Consider the following 21,872-nt stretch of genomic DNA (forward strand, 5'->3'; position numbering starts at 1 on the left):
GCCGTGAATCACACCCAGCCGGCAGCGCCAACCATTTTATGGGTCCGGACCCTAGTCACCGATATGCTTCCGGACTACGCAGAAGCTTGGCGTGAACGGGGCATCGCGGAAAACAAGTTGGCGGGCACGGAACGGGCCGAGGATGCCAAAGGCGAAGCGTCGCTACGACGGTCAATCGCCTTAAACGCCAATGATTTCGACGCTCACGCGAGCCTGGGTGGGATCCTAAAGCGAGCCGGTCGATTGGAGGAGGCGCTAGAGAGCTACGAGGCGTCGAACCGCTATTCCAACAGCCATCCTTATCCCTTCCTCAACATGCTCAAGCTCCGCGTCGCCCTGCGCGGGTCGCTCGATTTAACTGGCGAGGATGTTCGAACTCTGCGTAGGGCGCGACGGTTGCGGTTGGCGCAAAGTGACGCAAAGCAGGACGAGCCTTGGAGCCATTTTGACGCCGCCGAGCTCTGTCTGCTCGGTGGAGACATCCTTGAGGCCGGTCGTCGACTTGAGTTGGGGCTTGACGCGCACACTGCCGAGTTTCAGGTCGCGACGTTCCGGCAGTCCCTGAGCCTTCTGGCCGGCGCCCGTCCGCCGATCGACGGACTACAAGCGATCTTGGCAAAGCTCTCTTGAACCGCATACAACGCATCGGCTGACACAGCAGGTGCACAGGTGTGCGTTCTTCACTCTGCGGCATTTCGTTTCAAAGCGTTTCGCGACAGGTAACAAATCTGATTTTAGAGAAGCTGGTAAAGGCACTGAGCCGTCCGCTCTGTCCGCCTGTCCGCTTCCAAATCCGCGGACAGGCGGACAGAGCGGACGGTTCTTTTGCGATCACGGAGTCGAGGGTGCGTTGCAGGCGATGGTAATGACGCGATCGCGTCCCTTTCCCTCGCGGGCGAATCCGATCGCGATGCCGCTGGCACGCAGGACGGGCGCGATGCGACGCAGATGGCCACCGAGGGCGGCCGGTTCGAGGCGCCTGGGCGGAAGGATGAGCGGTTCGAGCAGCGCGGCAAGGTCGGTCGCACTGCCCTGCCAGGCGCCTTGCGTCGCGACGAAGGCTTTGACGGCGCCGACGAGGGGATCGCTCTCTGCGACGATGGAGGAGCTGGCGGCGCGGTTGGCGTCGTAGGCTGCCATGAAGCAGCCCGGGACACCAAAGCATCCCTCGATGGCGATGCCGATGCGGGCGAACCCGGCCATGCGGGGGAGGCGCTCGGGCGTTATCGTCGGCATCATGGCCAGCGCGAAGGACATCAGGTCGAGCAGCGCGCCGAACACCTCGGACCGGCAGGCCTCGAAGCGGGCGGCGAACGCGGCCGGGTCGATGCGCTTCTCCTCCGGGATCGCCGGCAGGTTCAGGACGATGGCGCGATCGGCGAGATCGGGTCGGGTCACGACGTCCTCGATGGCGTTGAGGATGATCGGCTTGATCGCCCGGAAGTAGACCTCGCCATCGTCGGTAAAGATCTGGCGCAGCGCCATGCCGCCACCCGTGGCGACCTTGCAGAAAGCATCGCTCAGCCAGTCGCCCATGGTCGAGATGTTATCGTAGACGAGCAGATGCGTATTGGAACACGCGATATAGAGGTCGCGCTCGTTGCGCGGCAGGGCGCGGAGCGGCAGGCGGCTGGGGTCGACGAGATCGTGGAGCATGGAGGCGAGAAGGGTCTTGCCGGAACCCTGTTCGCCGCCGATCGCGATCAGCGGATAAGGGCCGGCGGGCATCAGCGCCGCGACGCACCAGGTCATGAGGAGCTGGTAAGAGGCGTCATCCGGAAGGTTCAGGAGATCGCGGATCATGTCGAGATCGCCGTTGCGGCGCGGCCTCGGCAGGGGCAGGCCGAGATTGCTGCTGATGAAGCGGACGGGCGGGAACGGCACGAGGCGCCAGTCCTTTTCGTCGACCTCGACCGCGCACCCGCTGTCATCGCCGAGGTCGATATAGACTTTGCCGTCTTGCGAAGCCGAGCGCAGCCAGACCGGCACCTCGTCCGCGAGGCTGGCGAGGTCGGCGAGCGCCGTGATCGCAGCCTTGACGGCAGACGCCGAAGGGGTCCGCTGATACTGTTCGCGGAAGCGCAGGCGCAGCCAGGTCGGAAGCCTGGGGCCGAGCACCTGGAACGTGCGCCGCCCCTTGGCGGTATCGACGGTGGCATAGGCCCGCGACTGCCACTGCGACAGCCTGGCCTCCTTCTCGCCGATGGCGACGAGGAGATCGGCGTCGGTCGGCTTTGGGGTCGCCTCGTCGCTCACGACGCGCGCTCCGGATCAGCCTGTCGCGCGTGCCCGCCTTCGAGATCGATGTCGGCGATGAGCGCATTTCCGTCGCGGCGGATGCGGATGTCGACCACGGCGACGTCAGCGATGGTCAGGCGCAGGGACTGCACCCTGCAATCCTTGGCCTCGTCCTCGGTCGCCTGGACCGGCGTCGCGTCGGACGTCGCCATCGCCATCGCCTCGGGCGGCGTCCAGCCGATGGCTTCGAGAAGAGACCGCTTGATCCGCTCTCGACGCTCGTTCTCGCGGCGATAGGCGACGGCGGCCCTATAGGTCGCGGGATACTGATCCTTGAACATGATGATGGCCTTTCGTTCGGGGGGTGGTCAGGGAAGGTTGCGCGTCGGAATCCAGCGCATGGTGCCGGTGGCGGGATCGACGCCAGGCAGGCAGTAGTGATCCTGCCGGACCCACCCAGGGATCGCGCAGTCCTCGAGGGCTTTCAGAAGCCCGCTGTTCGACATGCGCCGGGCGCGCTCGCCCTCGGGGGTGAGCGCCCAATGAAGCGTCTGCCGGTCGCGCCCGAGCGTTTGGAGCGTCGCGAGGGTGTAACCCAGCCCGCCGCAGCCGAAGCCGAGAACCGCCCCCATGATCCAACCCCGGATGCGGGCACGACGGCGCGCCTTCGCACGGGCCTCGGCACTGCCGATCCGCTCAGCCATGGCCTCGGCGATCTCGGTCTTCAGCGACTGGTAGAGGACGAGCATAGCCGCGACCGGCGAGCCGGCCGCCAGCCTGAGCGTGGTCGCGGCGTGCAGCAGGGCCTGGAACTCGGCTGCCGTGACGGGGCGGCCGAGCAGGTCCTGCGAGAGATTGTCGAAATCCTCGCGATCCATCACATCACCAGTCGAGGATCGGCGCGAGGGCCGCGCGCGAGCGCGGACGCCAGGTGTCGAGGGCGGCGACCTCGCCGATGTCGCCCCTCTCGGCGACCGCAGACAAAGACATGCGGTCCGACTTGAACCGGCGCACCAGAGCGGCCGGCATGGCGGGGAGGTCGATCACCCGCCCCTGGGCGATGAAGCCGCGTCCGAGGTCGGAATCGTTGAAGGCCTCGAACTCCTCCGGGCGCCCGAAGTGGCGCGACCGGATGATGAAGAACTGGGCCCCCGGCATCGCCTCGCGCATGTCGTCGATGTGGTTGAGCGAATCCACGTCGAGATCGATCGGGACCAGGACGAGGACCCGGCGGCCGACGCGGGACGCGGCGAGATCGAGCGTGCCGGCGTTCTCCTTGAAAACCTCCTCCAGACCGGCCCCGCAGGAGATCAGGATCGGGCCGGAGATGCGGGTGTCGCCGATCCGCCGGGCGATTGAGGTGAAACCGTGCTCGCGGTCCATCGCGATGCACTCGCACTTCAACTCGGTGTGGTGGGCCCGGTAGTTGTCCGGGTTGGCCTTGTCGGGATCGATGATCCAGGGCGAGAGCCCCGCCTCGACGAGGTGGAAGGCGACCTCCGCCAACCTGGTCGACTTCCCGCTCCCGCCCTTCGGCTGGACGGTCATGATGACCGGCCAGAGGCTGGAGGGATCGAAGCGGGAGGTGTCCCGGTTCGGCGGCGAGTGGGCGAGCGCGTGCGGCGGCGCCCTGAGCGTGCTGGTGGTCATCTAGGTCTTCCTCTTCTTCTGAAAGTCGGCGCCCGGATCGAAACCGCCCGGCATGGGCTGGTCGTCAGCGGAATCGGGCACCGACGTGGTGGTCCCGCTGCGCTCCTCGCGAGGCTGGTCCTCGCGGGAATCCTGAATCGAATGGGAAGCGCCGGCAGGCGGCGCGGAGGGCGTCTGCGCCTGCGGGCGGGCGGTCGAGCTCAGCTCGCGGCTCATCCGGCCGACGTTGATGTCCGTGACGTACTGCTTGATCGTGGCCGGAGCGACGTCGCGGCCGCTCCATTGCTTGAGCTGCGGCGCGATCACCTCCCAGGAGGCGTCAACCTGCCGCATCTTGAGGATCTGGGGATAAAAGATGCGGACCGCATGGGCATGGCTGCGGAACGTCGTGCTGCGCCCATTCGCATAGGCCCGCACGTCCTCGTCGGCCTTCTTGATGCGCTTCGAAAACTCGTCGTCGGTCATCGGTTCACTCCTGTCGTCAAGATGATGGGGTTGCGAAGTCATGAATAGAGTTTACTGAAAATATATTTTGGCATCCGAGATGAATACGGATGTTATATGAATGCATTTAGCTGCATTCAGGTTAGAGAAATAAGTATTGATTGATTTTATGTTTGTGATTTCTTGAAGGGGCGAGTTCGTTCGATGTGCACAAATCTTCGATTGCGCACTTCGAGGCTCGGCAGGGGGAGATCCCCGTGCACCCCAACCGGCAAGCCGGTGCGCCTGACGGCGCCGGCTGCGCCGCAAACACAAAGGAGAGCCCCCGATGGGCGGCCAGTATCCGTTCTTCGTCTCGTTCCGGATCGACGAGGCCACGGCCAGACTGTTGGCGACGGTGGCCGAGGCGGCCGGCCTCAAGCCCAATGCCTGGGTGAGGGCGCAGCTGCTTCGGCTGCTCGGCTCGAAGGTAAGGGCGCCGGCAGTCCGGCGCACCGCGGCGAATGCCGAGCTGTTGGGCGAGGTGCTCAGCGAGCTTCGCGCCCACGGCAGGAACCTCAACCAGCTCGCCAGGCTGGCGAACGGCACCGGCTCGCTGGTCTCGGTGGCCGCTGACATCGCGACGATGACCGCGGCAACGGAGGCGCTGATGGCCCGGGTGCTCGACCTGCTCAAGATCGAGGAGGACGCCTGATGATCATCATCACCACCCCGAGGAAGATCGGCGAGCTCGGTCGGCATCTCCAGAAGACCGGGCGCGGCTCGAACAAGGAGGTGATCATCCGCGCGGACATGATCCGCGACGTTCCCGCCGACACGAAGCTGGCCTTGCGGATCATGGCGGCGCTCGCACGCCGGAATCGTCGGGTGACGCGCGACATCGTCCACCTCAAGATCGCGCCGAAGCTCCCGCTTGGCCCCGAGGCGCTGGAGCGCGTACTGGCCGTCTTCGAGGAGGAGTACGGCATCGCTTTTGACGTGCCCCGGCACGTCGTGGAGCACAGGAAGGGCGATTATCGTGCGCCGCACTTCCATGTGAACTATTCCATGGTCGTGCCGGGGACCGGCAAGGCGCTGCGCTTCGTTCGCTCGGCCGAGCGCGACGAGATGATCGCGCGGCGCCTCGAGATCGAACTCGGCGAGGGCCTGACGCCGAGCCTGCGGGTCGAGCGCGTCGCGCAGCTGCTGCGCGAGCGGGGTCTCGGCGAGCTCGCTGACATCGCCGCCACGGGTCCTGTTGCCGAGAAAGGTCTGGGCCGGTCGAAGGCCGAGCGCCAGCAGGCCGATCGGCTCGAGGCCGATCTCGATCTCATCGACGCAAGGCTTCTGCAAGCCTGGCGTCGATGCGACGGCGACATCCGTAAACTGTCGGCGGAACTGATGAAGCTCGGCTTCCGTCTGGCTGCTGGCGACAAGCGCGTCGCCGGCGTACCCCTGGTCCGGCTGATCGACACCGAGACTCTGGTCGCGACCAGCCTGACCCATGACCTGAACCGGGTCCGAAAGGCGAGCGGCGAGGCGGAGCGCTTCCGGGAGCCTGAGATCGGCGCCGCCATGGGGAAGCTGCCATCCGAAGCCGAGGTCAAGGCCGGACTGCGCCGGGACGCGCCACAGCGCAGTATCGACGCCCTGCTGGGCGAGTTCGATCGCCTCATCGACGAGATGAAGTTCGACGGCGACCGCGAGGAGGCAGCCAAGGCGCGGAAGGGCCGGGAACGCCTCGCGGCTCGGCTGTCGGTCGAAGAGAAGGCCGATCTGAGGGCTCGGCAGGGCCGGGTTCGCGAGCGTTATCGCCAACGCGACCGGGTTCGGCGTGCGCGGGTCAATCGCGCCTTCGTCGCCGCGAAGGTTTTTGGCGATCGCAGGATCAGAAAGGCTGCCTTCTACCTGGTGGCCGTCGGCCTGTTCGCGACCGGAGCTGGCCTCGTTACCGCGCTCGGCGCCGCCGGCATCGCTGTCGCCGCACTGCCGAACTACCTCGGTGCCAAGCGCGTCCGCGCCGCCGCCAATCAGGCCGCCGCTCTGGAGCGGGCCGAGATGGCCAGGGAGATTCAGCGCGAGAGCCAACGGTTTTTCCGCGAGCGCACCGTCGCCAGGCGTATCGCCGAGCAGCAGCACAAGGCCCGAGAGGAGAGGATGCGGGCCGCTCGTGCCGCACGGGCTCAGGCTGTCCGGGCCGAGCAGCTGCGGCGCAGCCAGGAGGCACAGCTGCGAGCCAGCACGGCCGGGCTGCAGGCCTTGGCCCGGCAGCGCGCCCAGCAGGCGACCCGTCTCGTCGCCGGTCGCGGCCAGCCCGATCCGAACGGAACCGGACAGGCTCCCCGTCAGCCCGTCCGCACGCGGCAGGCCTCGCGTCGCGGCGGCGTCGAGCGCTAGTGACGCGCCGCAGGACCGGCGCGCCTCTTGCGCCGGCCTGCTTCCGTTCGTACCTGCATGTTCTCGCCGTGACATCCGGATGGGTTCCGTTTGCTATACGGCGAATATCCTTTCCTATTCGACCAGCCTGCGGGGCGACTTCCGAAACTTCGCCCCAAATGTTGTGCTGCGCGTAGATCGGCCCTAGCATGGGCCGAATGGCTCAACTGCCGGTGCGGGTGACGAGCGTGGCAGCCGATGCGCCCAATCTTGCCCTCGCCGTCAACATTGGCGGCATCGTCGGGGCAGCGATCCTGTCCCAAAAAGGGGCCCCAACGATCTCGAACTTTCGAGCGCCTAGGCCTTGATCGGTTCGAGGACGGTTACAGGCCTCACTCCGACTACGATGGCGGGCATGCCGAGCTCGGACGAATCGGTGCACAGGCCTGACGCGGCCGCAGCGCTGATCGCATGGTTGAGGGCGGGTTCGGGCAGCACGTCGCTTTCGAGGTCCGGCCATCGGGCGGCGAAGGCCTTCACGGCAAGCAGGGCGTCATCGTGATGGGACGCGCCCTTGCCGATACCCGACACGAAGGCCTCCCAAACGAACAGAGGGACGGATCCGTCGCGGAAGCGCTCCAGGTCCACCGTTACAGCGCAATCGCCGGCGACGCTCCGGAGACGGGCGAAGGTCCATGGCATGAGCGCCAGCGCTGCGCCCAGTGCTCCCGTCCCTGCGCCCGCGGACCATGCCCGATTGTAAGTCGTCTCGATCCCGCCGCGGCGGCCCGTGATGCGCGCGAGCTCGGCTCGGCGCGGCGTCCAGATCGGCGCCTCGAAACCGACCGCAACGGGTTGTCCCTGCGCGACAAGGGCTGCCGCCCGGTCGAGCGCCTCCCCCATGTCGAGGCCGGACCCGATCCGACCGGCATCGTCGGCCCAGCCGATCTTGGCCGGGCTTCCGACATCGATGCAGATGATGTGCAGGAAAGCCGTCATGCGGCCTTGATCCGCTCAAGCTCGAAGTCTCCGGAGGCCTCGTCGAGCCTGACGATACTCATGCTGAAATCAGGCTGCGGGAAGCACTCCTTGATCGAGCGCGGGCTGGCGTTCGGGTCCACGGGCGTAGCGATGATGATGCGGACGACCCCGTCGCAGTTGTCCCGGGCCCACGCCAGGTTGAGGATGAGCTCGTTGTGGCCGGGCCGGCTCTGCCACCCGGTCTCGCCGAGGTGGGTGTGCGACCGATAGAGGTCGATGCCCTTTTCGAACCGGTCCTGCCAGCACGTGACGGCGACGGTCTTCCCGTCGTCGCTTTTGCCGGACCAGCTCCAGCGGGGGGTTGCGGGCTTCACGTCGTAGCTGTCGAAGCGCGCCTTGTGGACCACTTCTTTGTCATGGCGTCACTCGACCTCCGCGACGGGGGTGATGACCTTCGGGAGGTGGTCCGACAGGGTCAGCATGGTCGACGACGCGCCCTTCGCGGCCAGCCTCCGGAACCGATCCTGATCGAAGTCCTCGTCGTCCTGCATGGACGCCAGGGCCCTCTCGATGCCGAGAAGGAACACGCGCATCCCGAGGATGTACTTCTGCGTGATCCCCTCCTTCAGAATCGTACCGCGCTGCGCCTTGCGATAGCTCTGCAGCCACGTGTTATCGAGATTGATGTAGTAGAGCTTGCCCTCGCCGAGGTCCTCGACGAACCCGCCGTCCTGGTCGTCGAAGCCCTCCGGCCACTTCTCGGTCTGCTGGCCGGCATCCTCCCGGCCGTCGTGCGTCAGGAGCTTATAGGGCGGCAGGCCGACGTTCGGCTTCTCGGCGCCCTTTCCCTTGGTCTTGTCTTTCTCCTTGTCCTTGGTCTTCGCCTTCGCGACGTCCTTCTCGACGTCGCCGATCCGGATGGTGATCTCCTCCGTGACCGCCGCCGGCATCGCGTCGTCGACGAGGCCGACCTCGAACGTGAAGCTGTCGCCGACGTTCACTTGCTCCTCGACCGGATTGAAGTAGACGGTCAGGCGGCCGTCCCGGAGGCTGCGACGGATCACGAACTTGCTCGTGATGGAGGGATCCGAGAGCGTGAGCCGTCCCTCGTTCTCGTCGCGGACGAAGTAGTCGTTCCGGACGTCGGTCTCGAAGGTGACGGGCCGGCTCTTGTTGACGGGCAGATCGAGTCCCTTCTCTCGGAAGCGATTGTCCGCGGTCAGGAAGGTCGGGCTGTACTTGCCGACGTACGGCGCATCTTCGTCGTCGCCGCCCCCGTTCTCGCCCTTGCCCTTACCCTTGCCCTTGTCGCTGTCCTTGGCGTCCTTGCCCGACGCCCCCTTGATCGACAGCGAAGGCAGGCGGGCGCCGAGTAGCGCGGCGAGCGACTTGTCGCCCTCGACGAGCTTCTGGAACAGGTCGTTCGACTTCTCGTCAACGGCCGTCTTGAGCTCCTCCTTCGCGATCACGTTCTGCAGGTCCTGCAGGGTCTTCGAGTTCTGGATCGCGTCGCGGACCAGGTCCTTGTAGACGCCGCCCTTGCCGGTCTCCCGGACGCTCTCTCGATCCGCTTTCCAGACGTCGTTGTGGGCGGCATCCGTGAGATTGCTCGCGTCGACCACGACCACGACGCGATCCTTCAGCGCCGGCAGCTTGCAGTTCGTCAGGAAGCCGCGGGTCTGCTTGAACTGCACCTGTCCGTTGACGGTGTGGAAGACGCGGTTGTTCGAGCTCGCGAGCCACCCCGGCAGCGTACGCTTCAGCCGAAGAGCGGAGATCTCGACCCGGCCGAGGCGCGGATCGTCGATCACATCGACACCGATCTTCTCGTCCTCCGCGGCCGCCTCGTCATCCTCCTCCGGAACGTCGCCGCTCTCGTCCTTCTGGGTGCGGCGCAGCTGGAACTCCATGCCGAAAAAGTAGCGAGGGTCCACACCCAGGGCGCGATCCTCTCCCTTTCCCGTGGTCGGCGTCTGCCGCAGGTCCAGGATCTTGAAGGGAAGGATTGTGTCGGCGAGGTGCTCGATGAGGCTCTCGCGCGCACCACGGAAGCCCATGAACTTCGAGCCGACGTGGAAGTCGTAGAGCTTCACGACCGTGCCGCTGGTGATCGAGCAGCGTGGGTAGCGGTCGCCGTTGCGGTTGCGCAGTGGGAAGACCGCGTCGAGGTCGGCCGTGGGCATGCCTCCCTTCTCGGTGCCGCCCGGCTTGAAATACTCGGCGATGGGCACGCCGTCGCCCGGGCGCCGCCGCATCAGGGTCCAGCCCCACGGGCCCTTGCTGTCCCACTTCCGCGAAGCGCGCGCCTCACGACCATTTCGGGGTGCGTGTCACGCCCCCGGACTGTAGCCATCATCCGTGATCGGATCGCAGGATGGACGGTGTCCGCCATTTCCTTTTCAACCTTTCCTAGCGTCCCCAAAACAGCCACGCTCGCAGGGCGCACCATAACGCCGGGCCGGTTCCGCAGATGCCTACGGATATAGGCTACCGCCGATTCGGCCGATCCCCTGCTCAAGCTGCGCCTGGAACTCGTTGGGTCACGGTTGCACCATGCGGCGGGCAGCTTCCAAAAAGTCTTTGCATGTCGCGTAGGAGGAACTGCCAGAGCGGGTGAAAGGCTCGATCCCTCGTCATTAGGTTGAAGGCCGTTGCTCTGGAGTATGGACCTGCACAACTAGAGGCCAACGTAATCTTCGCGTGGAGCATACCTCGTCACTACCCCGAACCGAACCCTCCGGATGGCGGCGAAGGACCAGAATTGCGCATCGATGCCAAAAAGCGACGATGGATCGATGAGAGGGGCAGAGATCGGAACCCGATCCTGGGAACCCCCGAGAACTTAGGCCCAGAGAGCCGTTCCGGGTTGAAACGTGCCCGAACGGATATGGGAATGACGAGGATGAACGAGGGCGGCGACACCGCCCGGGACGAGGCGCGCCCAAGCGCGGATCATCTGGCGCGCTATCGGCGCAGTTACCGGCTGACGACGGATCGGCCGGAGCGGTTCTACTGGCTCTGGCAGGAGGCAATGGCGCATGCGCTGCTGCTGGAGCAGCAGGCTGAGCGGGCGTATCCGGAGCAGGACGGCCTGACCGCTCTGCAATTGGCTGAAGGGGCGCGGGCGACCGCCCGCCTCTTCGCCTTCCTGCTGGCCGAGGCGCCGGCGCGGGCGACGGAGCACTTCGAAACCAAGATCATGGTTTATGAGGCCATGGCCTTCGACGAAGACGAGATCCGCCGCACGCGCACCTCCTGGATGATCGAGGCGGCGATGCAGCAGGATGCTCGCGAACTCGGCATCAACCTGACGAAGGTGGCGGTCGAGCCCGGCGGCTCGCCGAGCCGGCACTGAGAACCTGACCCCATGTCCTTCGTGATCTACGACCTCGAGACCACCGGCCTCGAACGGCAATGGAACCTGCCGCTGCAGGCGGCGCTGATCCAGGCCGATGCCGATCTTCGGCCGCTCGGTGAACTCTCGCTGCGCTGCCGGCTGCCGGGCCATATCGTGCCGGCGCCCGGTGCGCTGCTGACCACCGGGCTCCGGCCCGAGCAGCTCGAGCAGGCCCCCCTGTCCTCAACCGAGATGCTCGGCATCATCGCCAGGGCGCTGGAGGCCTGGGCGCCCGCGACGATCATCGGCTACAACACGCTGCGGTTCGACGAAGAGGTGCTGCGGCACGCCTTCTTCACCCACCTGATGCCGATCTATGCGACCTCGCTGAACGGCCATCGCCGCGCCGACCTGCTGACCATGGTGCGGACGGTGGCGATGCTGGAGCCCGACGCCATCACCGTTCCGCTTGGCGTCAACGGCAAGCCCAGCTTCAGGCTCGGCGAAATCTGCCGCGCCAACGGCATCGCGCTCTCGGAAGACGAGGCGCATGACGCCATGGCCGACACCAAGGCGACGCTCGCCCTGCTGCGGTATCTGCGGGACGTCGCTCCGACCGCCGTCGCGATGCTGCTCGGCCTCGCCGACAAGGGCGTGCCGCACCGGATGATGGCGGGCGGCGAGGTGCTGCTGCTCGGCGGGTCCGCGCGACTGACGCCGGTGGTCGGCGTCACGGCGAACCCGACGGTCGCAACCTCCTGGGCGGTGGCCGACCTCACGGTCGATCCGGCGGAGTATCTCGATCGCCCGGCCGAGGAGATCGTCGTGCTCTTCTCCAGAGCGGGATCGAAGCCGATCCGGACGGTCAAGACCAATGCCCAGCCGATCTTGGTCGGTTACGAGCAAGGCTGCCACACTCTGCCGGAGGATCGCCGCGATCTCGCGCTCTACCACGAGCGCGCCACCCGCATCCGCGATCATGCCGGGTTCCGGGCGAACCTCGCCACGGCCCTGGCGAGCCGCTTCGCCGATCGCGAGCCCTCGCCCCATCACGAGGCGACGCTCTATTCCGGAGGATTCATCTCGCATGAGGATGCCCGTTCTTGCGCCCGCTGGCATGCTTCGCCCTGGCCGGATCGCCCCGCGATCGCAGCGGGCTTTCGTGACGCGCGGCTGAAAGCCTTCGCCAACCGGCTGATGCTGCTGGAGGCGCCGCAATCGCTCTCGCCGCTGGCGTGGCAGAAGGGCCAGGCCTGGCTGCGCGATCGGCTGACGACCGAGGCAGACGTCCCCTGGCTGACGCTGCCGAAGGCGCTCGGCGAGGTCGCGACCTTGCGTCAAGCCCTTCCGGCTGACGATGCCGATCGACATGCGCTCCTCGATGCGATCGAGCGCTGGCTCGAGGATCGCGGTCGGTTCTTCGCGCTCGCCGTTTGAGCGAGCAGGCACCTGTCGATGACGAAGAAGGCGCCGGCGACGGCGCCTTTATCGATTCCGGGAACGGAGGTGAAGCGTAGCCGGGATGGCTGTAACCCCTATGAGAAAGTTTTCGACATGACCAAGACCAACCAGGATCGCGGCCTCGTGCCGCTGGTCGACGATGGCCAGGATGGAGGCGGTGGCCCGCTCGGGCCGATCCGCGACCCGCTTGCCGGAGTGACCGACGCGCTCGGCGACGATCCCTCGCTCGCCGAGCTGATCGCCTTCCGCGACGGCGCGCCTGACCTCACGCTCTTCGCCCGCGAGGCGAAGCGCTGCGACGACGAGGCGGCTCGGCTGCCCTATGGCCGCGAACAGACCCATGAGATCCAGATGGCGCGGGTCGGGCTCAGGATCGTGGCCCTGAGCTGCACCGCGATGGTCGCGATCTGGCCGACCGACACGGTCGCGGATGCCGACGCCAAGCGGGCGCTGGCCCGGGAGACCCGCATGCATGGAGACGACACCGACTATGGTATCGCGCCGATGCTCTCGGTCGAGGATGCCGCCCGCATCAGGCTGCATCGTGCCGCCTTCACGGTCGGAGATCTCATCGTGCCGCCCGGCCCGGTCGCTCCCTCCATGGCCGATCGTGGTCTTGCCACCTGGCCGCTGTCGCGCCTCGACCTGGTCGATGCACTGCCGCTGGCGGGAGGTGATGCATCCCTTGGCGATGCACAGATCGCACGTTGGGCCGGGTTCGTAGACACCTATCCGACGCTCTCCGATCTGGTCGATCGCTTCTTGCGGATGATCGCCACCGCCGATAGGCTGATGGTGCTGGCGGAGATCACCACCGAGGATCCCCGACGCTTACGCCGTGCGGCCGAGGGCGCCCGCATCCTCGCCTATCTGGCAGCGGCACGCGCCGCGATCTGGCCGGCGATGCGCTACTCCGCCGATGCCGAGGCCAAGCTCAGGCTGGTCGCGCTCGTCAACGAGCGGGCCTCGCGACCCGATCCGCTGCACATGCAGGCGGCGATCCGGCACTTGACCTCCGAGGCGAACTGGATCGCGAAAAGCTTCCGGCTCGGGGCGACGCTCGAGCTCGATCCGGAGTGGATCCCGATCGTCTGACAGCTGATCGGAGGACGGAAACCTGATGGAGGCGCTCCAAGCGGGGCGCCTTTGTCGATTCCGGAGAGCGGTGGGGAGATGCGGCCAGATGGTCGTAACCCACACGAAAGATCCCGACATGACAAAAAATGACCAGGGCGGGCGCTCGCTCGCCCCGCACGGCGGCGGCCCGGTGGATGAGCCTGACGGCAAGATGCTGCGCGATCCGATCGCGCTCGCGATGGAGATCGCCGGCGGCGACGATCCCAGCCTCGACGAGTTCGTGGCCTTCCGCCGCCAAGCGATCGACCTGAAGGCGGCGGCACGGAATGCCAAGGCCCTCCAGAACGAGGAGTTCAGGCTCAGCCTCAGCAAGGAGCTCGGCGACGACGAATACGACTTCGCCTGCGGTGGGCTGCAGATCATGGCCCTCAGCCTCGTCGCGCTGGTCGCGACCTGGCCGGCCGACGACCTCGACCAGGCCGAGGCAAAGCTCGCGCTCGCCGAGCGCACGGGTGCTTTGCACCACGCTCACGTGAAGGACTTCGTCTCGTCCATGGAGCCGACGCATGCGCGGCGGCTGCGCTGGAAGCGCGCTGCCTTCTCGGTGCCCGAGCTGACGTTGCCTCCGGCGCCGTCCGCGCCCCAAGGCTACAGCCGGGGGCTTGCGAACTGGCCACTGGAGCGCTGGGATCTCGTCGAGGGCTTGCCGTTGCGCGGCGGTCCGCCAACCTTCACCCATAACCAGGTCGCCGACTGGGTCAGCTTTGCGAAGGCCGCGCCCGATCTCGATCATCTGCTCGGCCGTGCGCGGAAGATGTTCGAGACCTGCGACAGGCTCGTCGCACTGGCGCAGCGGGGACCGGACAACGCCGGCGAACTGATGATCGCGGCCGAGGGCGCCCGCATTGCCGGCTACCTCGCCGCGGCGCAGGTCATGATCTGGCCGGTGCACAATCGGGCGGCGCTTGCGCTCAAGAAGGAGGTCGTCGCTCTGGTCAACCTGCGCGGCGAGGTCGGCGATCCCATCCACATGCAGGCCGCGATCCGGCATGTCACGGCCGACGCCGCCTGGATCAAGTCGCTGCCGCCGGACTCGCGCGACAGGCTCGCCTTCGACTGGAGCGAGCTCGTCTGACAGACGACCTGTCGAGGACCATCAACATAGGGGCAGCGCCCGCACTGGCGCTGCCCTTTTCGATTCCGCGAGAGGGAGGGAATGCGACTGCCGAGAGCAGGTCACCCCTAAGGATAGAAAGAAGCATCATGAAGATCACCAGCCATCGCGACGAGCGGCTCAGCACCATCGTCCTCGATCCGACCCTGCATCCCGTCATCGACGACCTCGCCGCCCTGGAGCGCCTCGTTCCCGCGGCACCGTCCGAAGTCGAAGCCCTCGCTCTCTTCCGCCACCAGACCCCGAGCCTGCTGGCGCTGCGCGGCCGCGGCCAGACCCACACCGAGCAGGTTCGGCGACTGATCGGGCTGATCGCCCTGGAGAAGGATCAGGTCGAGGCGTGGATCGACACCGCGAACGCGCTGACGATCCTGACGAATGCCTCCAATCTGGCACTGCTCCTCCTGCCGGCGCGAAATGAGGACGATGCCTGGGCGCGCGAGCAGTTCGGCCGAAACCTCCTGCGGCACGCCCGCCGCCATGGCGATGGCGAGGACCTCGCGCTGGCGAGCCGCGCGGTCGGCGACCTGCCGCGGCGGCCGGCGCACATCTCGATGCCGGCCGGAGCCGACGCGATCCGCGAGATGATCGAGACCATGGCGCGCCGCGTAGGGGCGCTACAGCCGAAGGCGGTCGAGGCAATCGAGCCCGGTGTTCCCGCCGTGCACACGCTGGAGAAGGCCGGGAGCCTCAAGGCGTACTTCGAGGCCGCGCCCGATCTCGCCGGCCTGTTCGGCAGCGCCCAGCGGCTGCTGGGATTGGTCGACGGACTGCGCGCCATCGCCGAGCCGGATGCCGTGACCCTCGATGCGATCGAAGGCGGGCTGATCCTGGCCTATGCCAGGCTGATCCGCGTCGCGCTCTGGCCGGCACGCTACTACGACGACGTCTCCGCGAAAGCCGCCGCCCGTGATCTCGTCCGCTCCCGCGACGCCGATCCCGACAGCCTCGGCGCGCTCTGGGAAATCGGGTTCGGCCAGGGCGAGACGGTGGCCGGTCAGAGCACCCGGTTCCTAAACATAGACGAGCACGACTGACAGCCGCATCGCCGCGATAGGCTCAAACAATGGAGAGGCGCGCCCGCATGGCGCGCCTTTCGTCGTGGCGAGGACGGGAAGGGGAAAGGGCGGACAGGCCGACCCCTCAGGACAATCCAGATCATGACCGACAACACCGCTTCCCTGCGCGACCTCGTCTTCACGACCGAGACCGTGCCCATCACCGACGATCTCGCGGCGCTCGACACGCTCCTGCCGACGATGCCGGACGCGCTGGAGTACCATGCCGCGCTGCTCGAGCGGCTCCCGCCGCTCCTCGACCTGCGCGGCCGGGCACTGGTGCATACGCAGCAATGCGAGCGCTTCCTCAGCCTCGCCGAGGCCGATCCCTCGGCCTTGGAGCACATGGTCGACATCGGCAATGCGCTCGCGCTCCTCGCCCATGCCGGCGGGATCGCGATGCTGCTGGTGCCGCCAGGCTCTCCTGAAGATCACTTCGCCCGGGCCATGCTCACGAAGGAGCGTGGCGAACAATATCGCAACGGCATCGGCGTCCATGATCCCGAGCTGATGAAACGGGCGCTGCGGCGGTCCTTCGCCGACAGCCAGCCGCGCCTCGTGATCGGCGCGCACATTCCGCCCGGCATGGAAGAGGCAGCCCGGCGCTTCAGCGGCGCCGTCCTGCCACAACCAGGTGACAGCGACGGCACCGCGCCCGATATATATCACCTCGAACAGGGGCTGGCGCTGGACGAATGGTTCAACGCCCCGCCCGATCTCGTGACGCTGCTCGACGAGGCACGAACCCTGTTCGCGGCGATCGAGGCCTGGTCGCAGGCCGAGCCTCCATCGCCCTTCCGGTACGGCGGCCGTCGCGGTGCGCTCATCCTCGCCTATGCAAAGCTTTGCCGGATCGGTCTATGGCCGGCGCGCAACTCCGACGATCTCCTGGTGAAGCTGGAAGTGGAAAGGCTCGCCTCCGAGCGCGCCGACGACCCCGATCCGATGCGCGCTCTGGTCGAGATCGCGCTCGGGGTCGGGCGCCGCATCGCCCGACAGGGCGGACGCTTCGTGACCCACCTCAGTGGCGTCGAGCTGTGAGGCCGATGATGACCACGATTCCGTCCTACGACACCGCAGCCATCGCGACGCTGCGCCAGCTCGATCAGCAGCGGTTGCTCGAACATCTGCGTAATCAGCGCCCTGATCACACAATGCCCGAGGCGCCGGACGAGCCGCCTCTCGACGAGCCAGCTCCGGCCGAGCCTGCGGGCGGTGCTTCAATCGCGATCTTCGATCGGACCGCCCTTCTCAAGCAGATCAGGCTTGCCCATCTCGGTGATGACTTCGGAGAGGGTGGGCCGTCCCCTGCCTCCGCTTCCAGCGACGAGCAGACACGGCTGGAGCAGTTGCGCGCGCTCCTGCACGAGGAGCCGCGGCGCCGTCTCGTCGTCGCGGATGACGGGACACGCGAGCGTCTCGGCCATTTGCGCGAGGACTGCCCCGGCTTCGTCGAGGTCATTGCTCTGATCGAGCGGGCCGTTGCGCTCTCCGCCATGACTGGTACCGGCATCGCCATCCCGCCGATTCTGCTCGTCGGCCCGCCGGGCTTGGGCAAGACCCATTTCTCCCGCCGGCTTGCGGCCGCGCTCGGCGCCGAGCAGCATGCCTTCAGCTGCGCGACCAACTCTGATGCGCAGGCATTGCTCATCGGCCACCCGCCGACCTGGCGGGGCGCCCGGATGGGCGTGGTGACCGAGGCGCTCCTCGGCGGCGAAACCGGCAATCCCCTGATCGTCCTCGACGAGATCGACAAGTTCGTCACCCATTCAACCGAGAAGCCCTACAACGCGCTTCTGAACCTGCTCGAGCCGGAAAACGCCTGCGCCCTCGTCGACGAATACCTGCGGGTGCCGTTCGACCTGTCGCGCTGCCTCGTCCTGGCAACGGCGAATGATCTCGACGCTCTGCCGCCCTTCATCCAGGACAGATTTCTGGTCGTGACGATCGCGCGGCCCAATGGCGCCGTGCTGCGTGCGATCGCCAACCGTATCGCCGCCGAGATCATCGCCGCGCATGGCGATGCCTTCGCCCGGCCGGACGAGGATATCGTCGCGCGGCTCGCGACCACCAATCCGCGCGGGATCAGGCGGCTCGTCACCCTGGCGCTCGGCTTCGCCGCCGAGGCCGGGCGGCGCCAACTCACCGTTGCCGATGTCGCTGCAGCAGAGGCGATCCTGCTCGCTGGCATGGAGGGCGCGAGGGAGCGGATCGGGTTCATCCGGCCGAGAGGCAAGAACGAATGTGAACTGGAGCGAGGGTGAGAACGGGAATGCCCCCGAGGAAGCCCGACACGACAGAAAGATCAAGATCATGAAGACCAGGACCACGCCCGCCATCCGCGCGAAGCGCCAGATCGGCAGCCCGCTTCTCCCGCCCGGATCGGCCGGCGCCGTCACTCAATGGTTCCCGACGCATTGGCCGCGGATCGGCGGAAAGACGCTGCTGCCGCTCGCCGACGATGCCTTCACCGAGACGCGCTTCCTCGCGGCCTATCAACCGGGCAAGCTCGTGTTCATCTACGTCGCCGGCTGTGGCGAGGACCACAGCATGCCAACGGTCGCGACCGGCCTGCTCGGGCTCGCCCGCCGCCTTAGGATGCCGATCCACAAGGTCTCGGTCACCGCGCAGGTCAATCTGCGGGATCGCTTCCGCGAGCTCAACGCCGACCGCTACGGCGCGCTCACCACCAGCGCCGATGGCTACCCCTGCTGCGATCTCGGCTACGACAACTGGATGGCGCAGCACATCCTGTCGAATGGCAAGCCTCTCGAAGGCTCGCCGGTCGTACTCACGGAGCGCTGCCTCGCGGTCCGGCTGCCGCACGACCTGTCGATCCGCGAGTTCGATAAACGGATGCACGTTCGTATGCGCAACGCCGCCCTCAACGCCTGGCTCCAGAGCCAGGCCGGTCGCGCCCATTGCGACCTCATCGGCATCACGCCCCGCGAAGCCGTGCGCGGGACCGCGTATGGATTCGGCACAATCATGCGCGCGAGCCAGGCGCAAGAGTTCTACGTCTTCCGCCCGAAGGGCTTCGATGCCGACCGCCTCATCCGTATCGCCGAGCGCATCATCCATGACCATGTCGTCGCACTGAGGCGGCAGGCGACCGCAGGGTGGAAGTCCAGGGCGCAAGGGTTCGGGCAGGCGTTCTCGCCGGTCGTCGTCTGAGCGTCTGATGACACCGGGGGCCGCGCCCCTTCCGAAACTTGCCCTCTGGTTTCGGTCGGGGTCGGTCCCGACACTCTCCCGACCGCAACACAGGTCAGGAGAGAACGATGGCCGCGTACAAGTGCATGAAGGTTTGTGAGAGCTTTGGGCCGTCGGCCAGGGTTTTGCCGACGACCGCGAACTTCACCCAGATAGCCGAGTTCGAGGGCGATGCGCTGCCGGTCGTTCCGCAGATCGGTCGCCTCAAGCTCAACGAGGTCTTGAGGACGCGCGGCAAGGATCACGTCGTCATCGTCAATGCGAGCCACTTCGGCAACAGTGCCGTCTTCGGCAAGGACGAACTCGTCAGCGCCATCCAGGGTGGCTGCCGCGCGGTCGTGATCCTCGGGCAGGTCGGGCAGGTCGACGCCATGAAGGCGGCCCGCATCCCGATCCTGGCTTTTGGCTGCACGCCGCGTCTCCTGCGCAAGGACGAAGGCATCGCCTATGCCGGCCTCCTCGACTGCGAGGCGGGCCTTATCACCTCCTCGCACTACATCGTCGGCGATGCCGACGGCGTCGTCGCGGTCGAAAAAGAGCAGTTCCAGGCCAAGTTCCCGGTCAAGACCGGTGGCGTGACGCCGTAGACCAAATCGTTTGCAATTAACCACGCCAAGGCGGCGTCCTATGCGTTTGCGCGATCCTTGCCATGCTTCCTCGAGAAGCAGCAGGTGATTCGCAAACGACATGGGACACGCTCTGAAGGAACCGCCCAGCGGGCGCAGTGACGGCGGAGAACCGGCGTTTTCCGAGGCCTACCTGGTCTCCGCCCGCTACGGCGAGTGCCGCTGCGTCAGCGGCAAGGTCCTCAGCATCTTTCAGATCGCGTGCGGCATCAACGAGGCGCTGGTCAACCGCCGGCCACCGGCCGGCGTGACCTTCGCGGATCTGCCTTTGGCGCAGGTGCTGGCGATGGTCCCGAAAGGCCGCTCGTTTCCAGTCTCACGCCGACGCAAACGCTCTCCGCTCGATCGCGAGGCCCATCTCACTATCCAGCCGATCCTCCTTCTCAGGCAAGAGGGTTTAAGCCTCGTGCTCGACGGCCTGAAACGCCTGGCTTGGCTGCGCGACCGAGGGTCGGAATATGTCCGCTGCGTCTACATCACAGAGAAGCGGGCATCTTTCTTTGGGCGCGAAGGCATAGATGTCCTCGACGGCAAGGGACGCCCGCTTGCCCGCGACATCAAGCAGCAGACCTTGAAGGCCTCCGTCCCGCCCTCGATCGAGGACCGTCACGCCTATGCGGGCGAGGATTACGATCCCGATATCCGGCCCGCGCTGGCAGGCACGCGGCGCGCTCGATTGCCAGAAGTCCCAGACGAGGCGGCAGAGCTCCCACCGAAGGCGCCGGAGGGCGCCGAAGAGGTCAAGAAGAGCAGAGCCGGCCAGATCATCGAACGCAATCGATCCCTGATCGAGGACACCCATCTGACAACGCTGGCGCCGCATCTGGCGACCGTCAAACATTGCCGCATCGAGATGATGTTCGAGATGACCCCGGCCGCCGCCCGCAGCCTCGGGTTGAATCTGGGTCTCGGGTTTCAGCGCGTTCTGGACCGGGACATCAAGATCGGACGCGACATCTTCAAGAAAGGCAACGCCGGGCATTCGGTTTACGAAATCGTCCTCATCCGCTTCCTGCTGCGCCTATTCGACTTCATCGAAGCGCTGCACAAGCAGATGAGGGCGGCGGCCCTTGTCAAACCACGAACAAGCTCTGCGAATAATGGTGCTATCAATCCGCGCGTCGGGCACACGATCGTCGCGCAGGACCCGCGCTACATAAACACGATCGGGAGCTTTCCTGATTTGTCCCAGAAGATAAAGGACTGGGCGGAAATCGCCACGTTGACCGATGGCGTCTACGCCCACGGCGTGCACGAGAGGTTGTTCGGGATCGGGCTGCGGCTCTGCCGTGGCGCCGGCGCTGATTCACTTGTTGAGAAGGAAGAGCACGCTTACGAGCTGCTGCAGGCAACGCTCAAGGCCCTGCGACGAGCCCATCTCGAGACCGGCAACTCGCGCGACCTGCGCCAGCACAACAACGGCAAGGGTACAAAGTCCGATCTCCGGTCCCATCTCGACATGGCTGCCGACGGCGAGCCCTCGGTGTCCCAATCTGATAGGTGGGACATCGATCGGACGTTTCGGGTTCTGTTGGCGTTGCACGCCCGGCTGAACCCCGCAAAAATCTGGCGCGACGAAACCCACCTAACCCTGATGTACCAGTGGCTGATTGCTCTGGGGGATTTGAACCGGCACGGCAGCATGATCGTCACCTGCCACATGGCGCAGGAGTTTTTCTTGGTGCAGCGCTTCCGCTCGGGCGGCGACAATCCGGCGTTGGATGCCGAGTGGGAGATGTTCGACGAGGCGCTGGCGCTCGCCGTTTCGCGGCACCCTGCGCACGCGAAGGTCGTGCACGAGCTGGTCGGACTGTGCGCGGAGGGGATGAAAAGGGCGCGCGCTCAGCGGGTCACGTTTTACAACGATGGCCCGGTTTGCCTCTCGCCAAAGCCACTGTCGCCAGAAACCAGCAAGCTCGCCGAAGCGGCGATCTGGCTGACGTAGCCGCTTCAATCTTTCCGAAACTTCCCCTCTTCAGTTCCATACCTCGGTGGTGAATTTGGTCGACCTCCCCATCGGAGGCCGCCATGGCCAGGAGGCCGAGCCAGACAAGAGACGACACCGCCTCCGGCTTCCCGGCCGGGGGCCGTCGCGCGTCTGGAGGAAAGGCTGATCGTCGCAGGCGCGAGAGGGAAGACATCAAGGTCGAATGCGGGTTCGAGAATTTGCCCGTCACCCCCCGGGAAATCGAGTTGCTGTGCCACTATCTCGGTGATCAGATCGACGAGATTCTGCTCGGCGAAGAGTGAGGAAGGGA

21 protein-coding genes and 1 pseudogene are annotated in these 21,872 nt (G+C 66.3%); 14 read left to right on the plus strand and 8 right to left on the minus strand.

Annotation, left to right across the window (positions count from 1 at the left end; translation table 11 throughout):
- Window positions 1-630 (plus strand): annotated as a pseudogene (locus Q0Q02_RS17215) (hypothetical protein); the annotation flags it as partial.
- Between the two features lie 201 nt (window positions 631-831).
- On the opposite strand, the gene Q0Q02_RS17220 reads toward Q0Q02_RS17215, so the two are convergent.
- Genes Q0Q02_RS17220 through Q0Q02_RS17240 form a run of 5 tightly spaced genes read right to left on the minus strand, consistent with a single transcriptional unit; the run spans window position 832 to window position 4,353 of the window.
- Window positions 832-2,256: a hypothetical protein gene (locus tag Q0Q02_RS17220; protein WP_293811121.1), complete on the minus strand. Its 1,425-nt coding sequence runs from the start codon at window positions 2,254-2,256 to the stop codon at window positions 832-834.
- On the minus strand, window positions 2,253-2,579 hold the full coding sequence (locus Q0Q02_RS17225; protein WP_293811123.1) for a hypothetical protein: 327 nt from the start codon (window positions 2,577-2,579) through the stop codon (window positions 2,253-2,255). The genes Q0Q02_RS17220 and Q0Q02_RS17225 overlap by 4 nt, the downstream gene beginning before the upstream one ends.
- A 27-nt stretch (window positions 2,580-2,606) precedes the next feature.
- Window positions 2,607-3,116 carry a hypothetical protein gene (locus tag Q0Q02_RS17230; protein ID WP_293811125.1) on the minus strand — a complete coding sequence of 170 codons (510 nt, stop codon included), beginning with the start codon at window positions 3,114-3,116 and terminating at the stop codon, window positions 2,607-2,609.
- Window positions 3,117-3,120: 4 nt separating this feature from the next.
- Window positions 3,121-3,888 (minus strand): hypothetical protein, encoded by a 768-nt coding sequence (locus tag Q0Q02_RS17235; RefSeq protein WP_293811127.1) that lies wholly within the window; start codon window positions 3,886-3,888, stop codon window positions 3,121-3,123.
- Entirely contained in the window at window positions 3,889-4,353 is a 465-nt protein-coding gene (locus tag Q0Q02_RS17240; RefSeq protein WP_293811129.1) for a hypothetical protein, read from the minus strand.
- A gap of 307 nt (window positions 4,354-4,660) precedes the next feature.
- On the opposite strand from Q0Q02_RS17240, the gene mobC reads away from it, so the two are divergent.
- Complete coding sequence (mobC, locus tag Q0Q02_RS17245) at window positions 4,661-5,026, plus strand: plasmid mobilization relaxosome protein MobC (RefSeq protein ID WP_293811131.1); 366 nt, start codon at window positions 4,661-4,663, stop codon at window positions 5,024-5,026.
- A gap of 98 nt (window positions 5,027-5,124) precedes the next feature.
- Entirely contained in the window at window positions 5,125-6,708 is a 1,584-nt protein-coding gene (locus tag Q0Q02_RS17250; protein WP_293811133.1) for a hypothetical protein, read from the plus strand.
- 336 nt (window positions 6,709-7,044) lie between these two features.
- Here Q0Q02_RS17250 and Q0Q02_RS17255 read toward each other — a convergent pair whose 3' ends face one another.
- The 3 genes from Q0Q02_RS17255 to Q0Q02_RS17265 are packed head-to-tail and all read right to left on the minus strand — an operon-like array spanning window position 7,045 to window position 9,923.
- Entirely contained in the window at window positions 7,045-7,686 is a 642-nt protein-coding gene (locus tag Q0Q02_RS17255) for a hypothetical protein (RefSeq protein ID WP_293811135.1), read from the minus strand.
- Window positions 7,683-8,075 carry a hypothetical protein gene (locus Q0Q02_RS17260; protein ID WP_293811137.1) on the minus strand — a complete coding sequence of 131 codons (393 nt, stop codon included), beginning with the start codon at window positions 8,073-8,075 and terminating at the stop codon, window positions 7,683-7,685. The genes Q0Q02_RS17255 and Q0Q02_RS17260 overlap by 4 nt, the downstream gene beginning before the upstream one ends.
- 15 nt (window positions 8,076-8,090) lie before the next feature.
- Window positions 8,091-9,923, minus strand: a complete 1,833-nt coding sequence (locus tag Q0Q02_RS17265; RefSeq protein WP_293811139.1) for a hypothetical protein — start codon at window positions 9,921-9,923, stop codon at window positions 8,091-8,093.
- A 638-nt stretch (window positions 9,924-10,561) separates the two neighbouring features.
- On the opposite strand from Q0Q02_RS17265, the gene Q0Q02_RS17275 reads away from it, so the two are divergent.
- The 11 genes from Q0Q02_RS17275 (at window position 10,562) to Q0Q02_RS17325 (ending at window position 21,864) form a co-directional block, all read left to right on the plus strand.
- Window positions 10,562-11,023, plus strand: coding sequence for a hypothetical protein (locus tag Q0Q02_RS17275; protein ID WP_293811142.1), 462 nt, complete (start codon window positions 10,562-10,564; stop codon window positions 11,021-11,023).
- Window positions 11,024-11,035: 12 nt separating this feature from the next.
- The gene (locus Q0Q02_RS17280; protein WP_293811144.1) at window positions 11,036-12,442 is read left to right on the plus strand and encodes an exonuclease domain-containing protein; all 1,407 of its coding nucleotides are present in this window, start codon (window positions 11,036-11,038) and stop codon (window positions 12,440-12,442) included.
- 117 nt (window positions 12,443-12,559) lie between these two features.
- Window positions 12,560-13,561, plus strand: a complete 1,002-nt coding sequence (locus Q0Q02_RS17285) for a hypothetical protein (RefSeq protein ID WP_293811146.1) — start codon at window positions 12,560-12,562, stop codon at window positions 13,559-13,561.
- Between the two features lie 118 nt (window positions 13,562-13,679).
- Window positions 13,680-14,678 carry a hypothetical protein gene (locus Q0Q02_RS17290; RefSeq protein WP_293811148.1) on the plus strand — a complete coding sequence of 333 codons (999 nt, stop codon included), beginning with the start codon at window positions 13,680-13,682 and terminating at the stop codon, window positions 14,676-14,678.
- Window positions 14,679-14,806: 128 nt separating this feature from the next.
- The gene (locus Q0Q02_RS17295; protein WP_293811150.1) at window positions 14,807-15,754 is read left to right on the plus strand and encodes a hypothetical protein; all 948 of its coding nucleotides are present in this window, start codon (window positions 14,807-14,809) and stop codon (window positions 15,752-15,754) included.
- A gap of 123 nt (window positions 15,755-15,877) precedes the next feature.
- Complete coding sequence (locus Q0Q02_RS17300) at window positions 15,878-16,816, plus strand: hypothetical protein (protein WP_293811151.1); 939 nt, start codon at window positions 15,878-15,880, stop codon at window positions 16,814-16,816.
- 8 nt (window positions 16,817-16,824) lie between these two features.
- Window positions 16,825-18,039 (plus strand): AAA family ATPase, encoded by a 1,215-nt coding sequence (locus tag Q0Q02_RS17305; RefSeq protein ID WP_293811153.1) that lies wholly within the window; start codon window positions 16,825-16,827, stop codon window positions 18,037-18,039.
- 49 nt (window positions 18,040-18,088) lie between these two features.
- Window positions 18,089-18,949: a hypothetical protein gene (locus Q0Q02_RS17310; protein WP_293811155.1), complete on the plus strand. Its 861-nt coding sequence runs from the start codon at window positions 18,089-18,091 to the stop codon at window positions 18,947-18,949.
- Window positions 18,950-19,056: 107 nt separating this feature from the next.
- On the plus strand, window positions 19,057-19,575 hold the full coding sequence (locus tag Q0Q02_RS17315; protein ID WP_293811157.1) for a hypothetical protein: 519 nt from the start codon (window positions 19,057-19,059) through the stop codon (window positions 19,573-19,575).
- A 100-nt stretch (window positions 19,576-19,675) separates the two neighbouring features.
- Window positions 19,676-21,559, plus strand: a complete 1,884-nt coding sequence (locus tag Q0Q02_RS17320) for a hypothetical protein (RefSeq protein WP_293811159.1) — start codon at window positions 19,676-19,678, stop codon at window positions 21,557-21,559.
- Window positions 21,560-21,642: 83 nt separating this feature from the next.
- Window positions 21,643-21,864: a hypothetical protein gene (locus Q0Q02_RS17325; RefSeq protein ID WP_293811161.1), complete on the plus strand. Its 222-nt coding sequence runs from the start codon at window positions 21,643-21,645 to the stop codon at window positions 21,862-21,864.
- Window positions 21,865-21,872: the final 8 nt, after the last annotated feature.

The sequence above is a fragment of the uncultured Allobosea sp. genome, assembly GCF_945956895.1.
GTDB lineage: Bacteria > Pseudomonadota > Alphaproteobacteria > Rhizobiales > Beijerinckiaceae > Allobosea.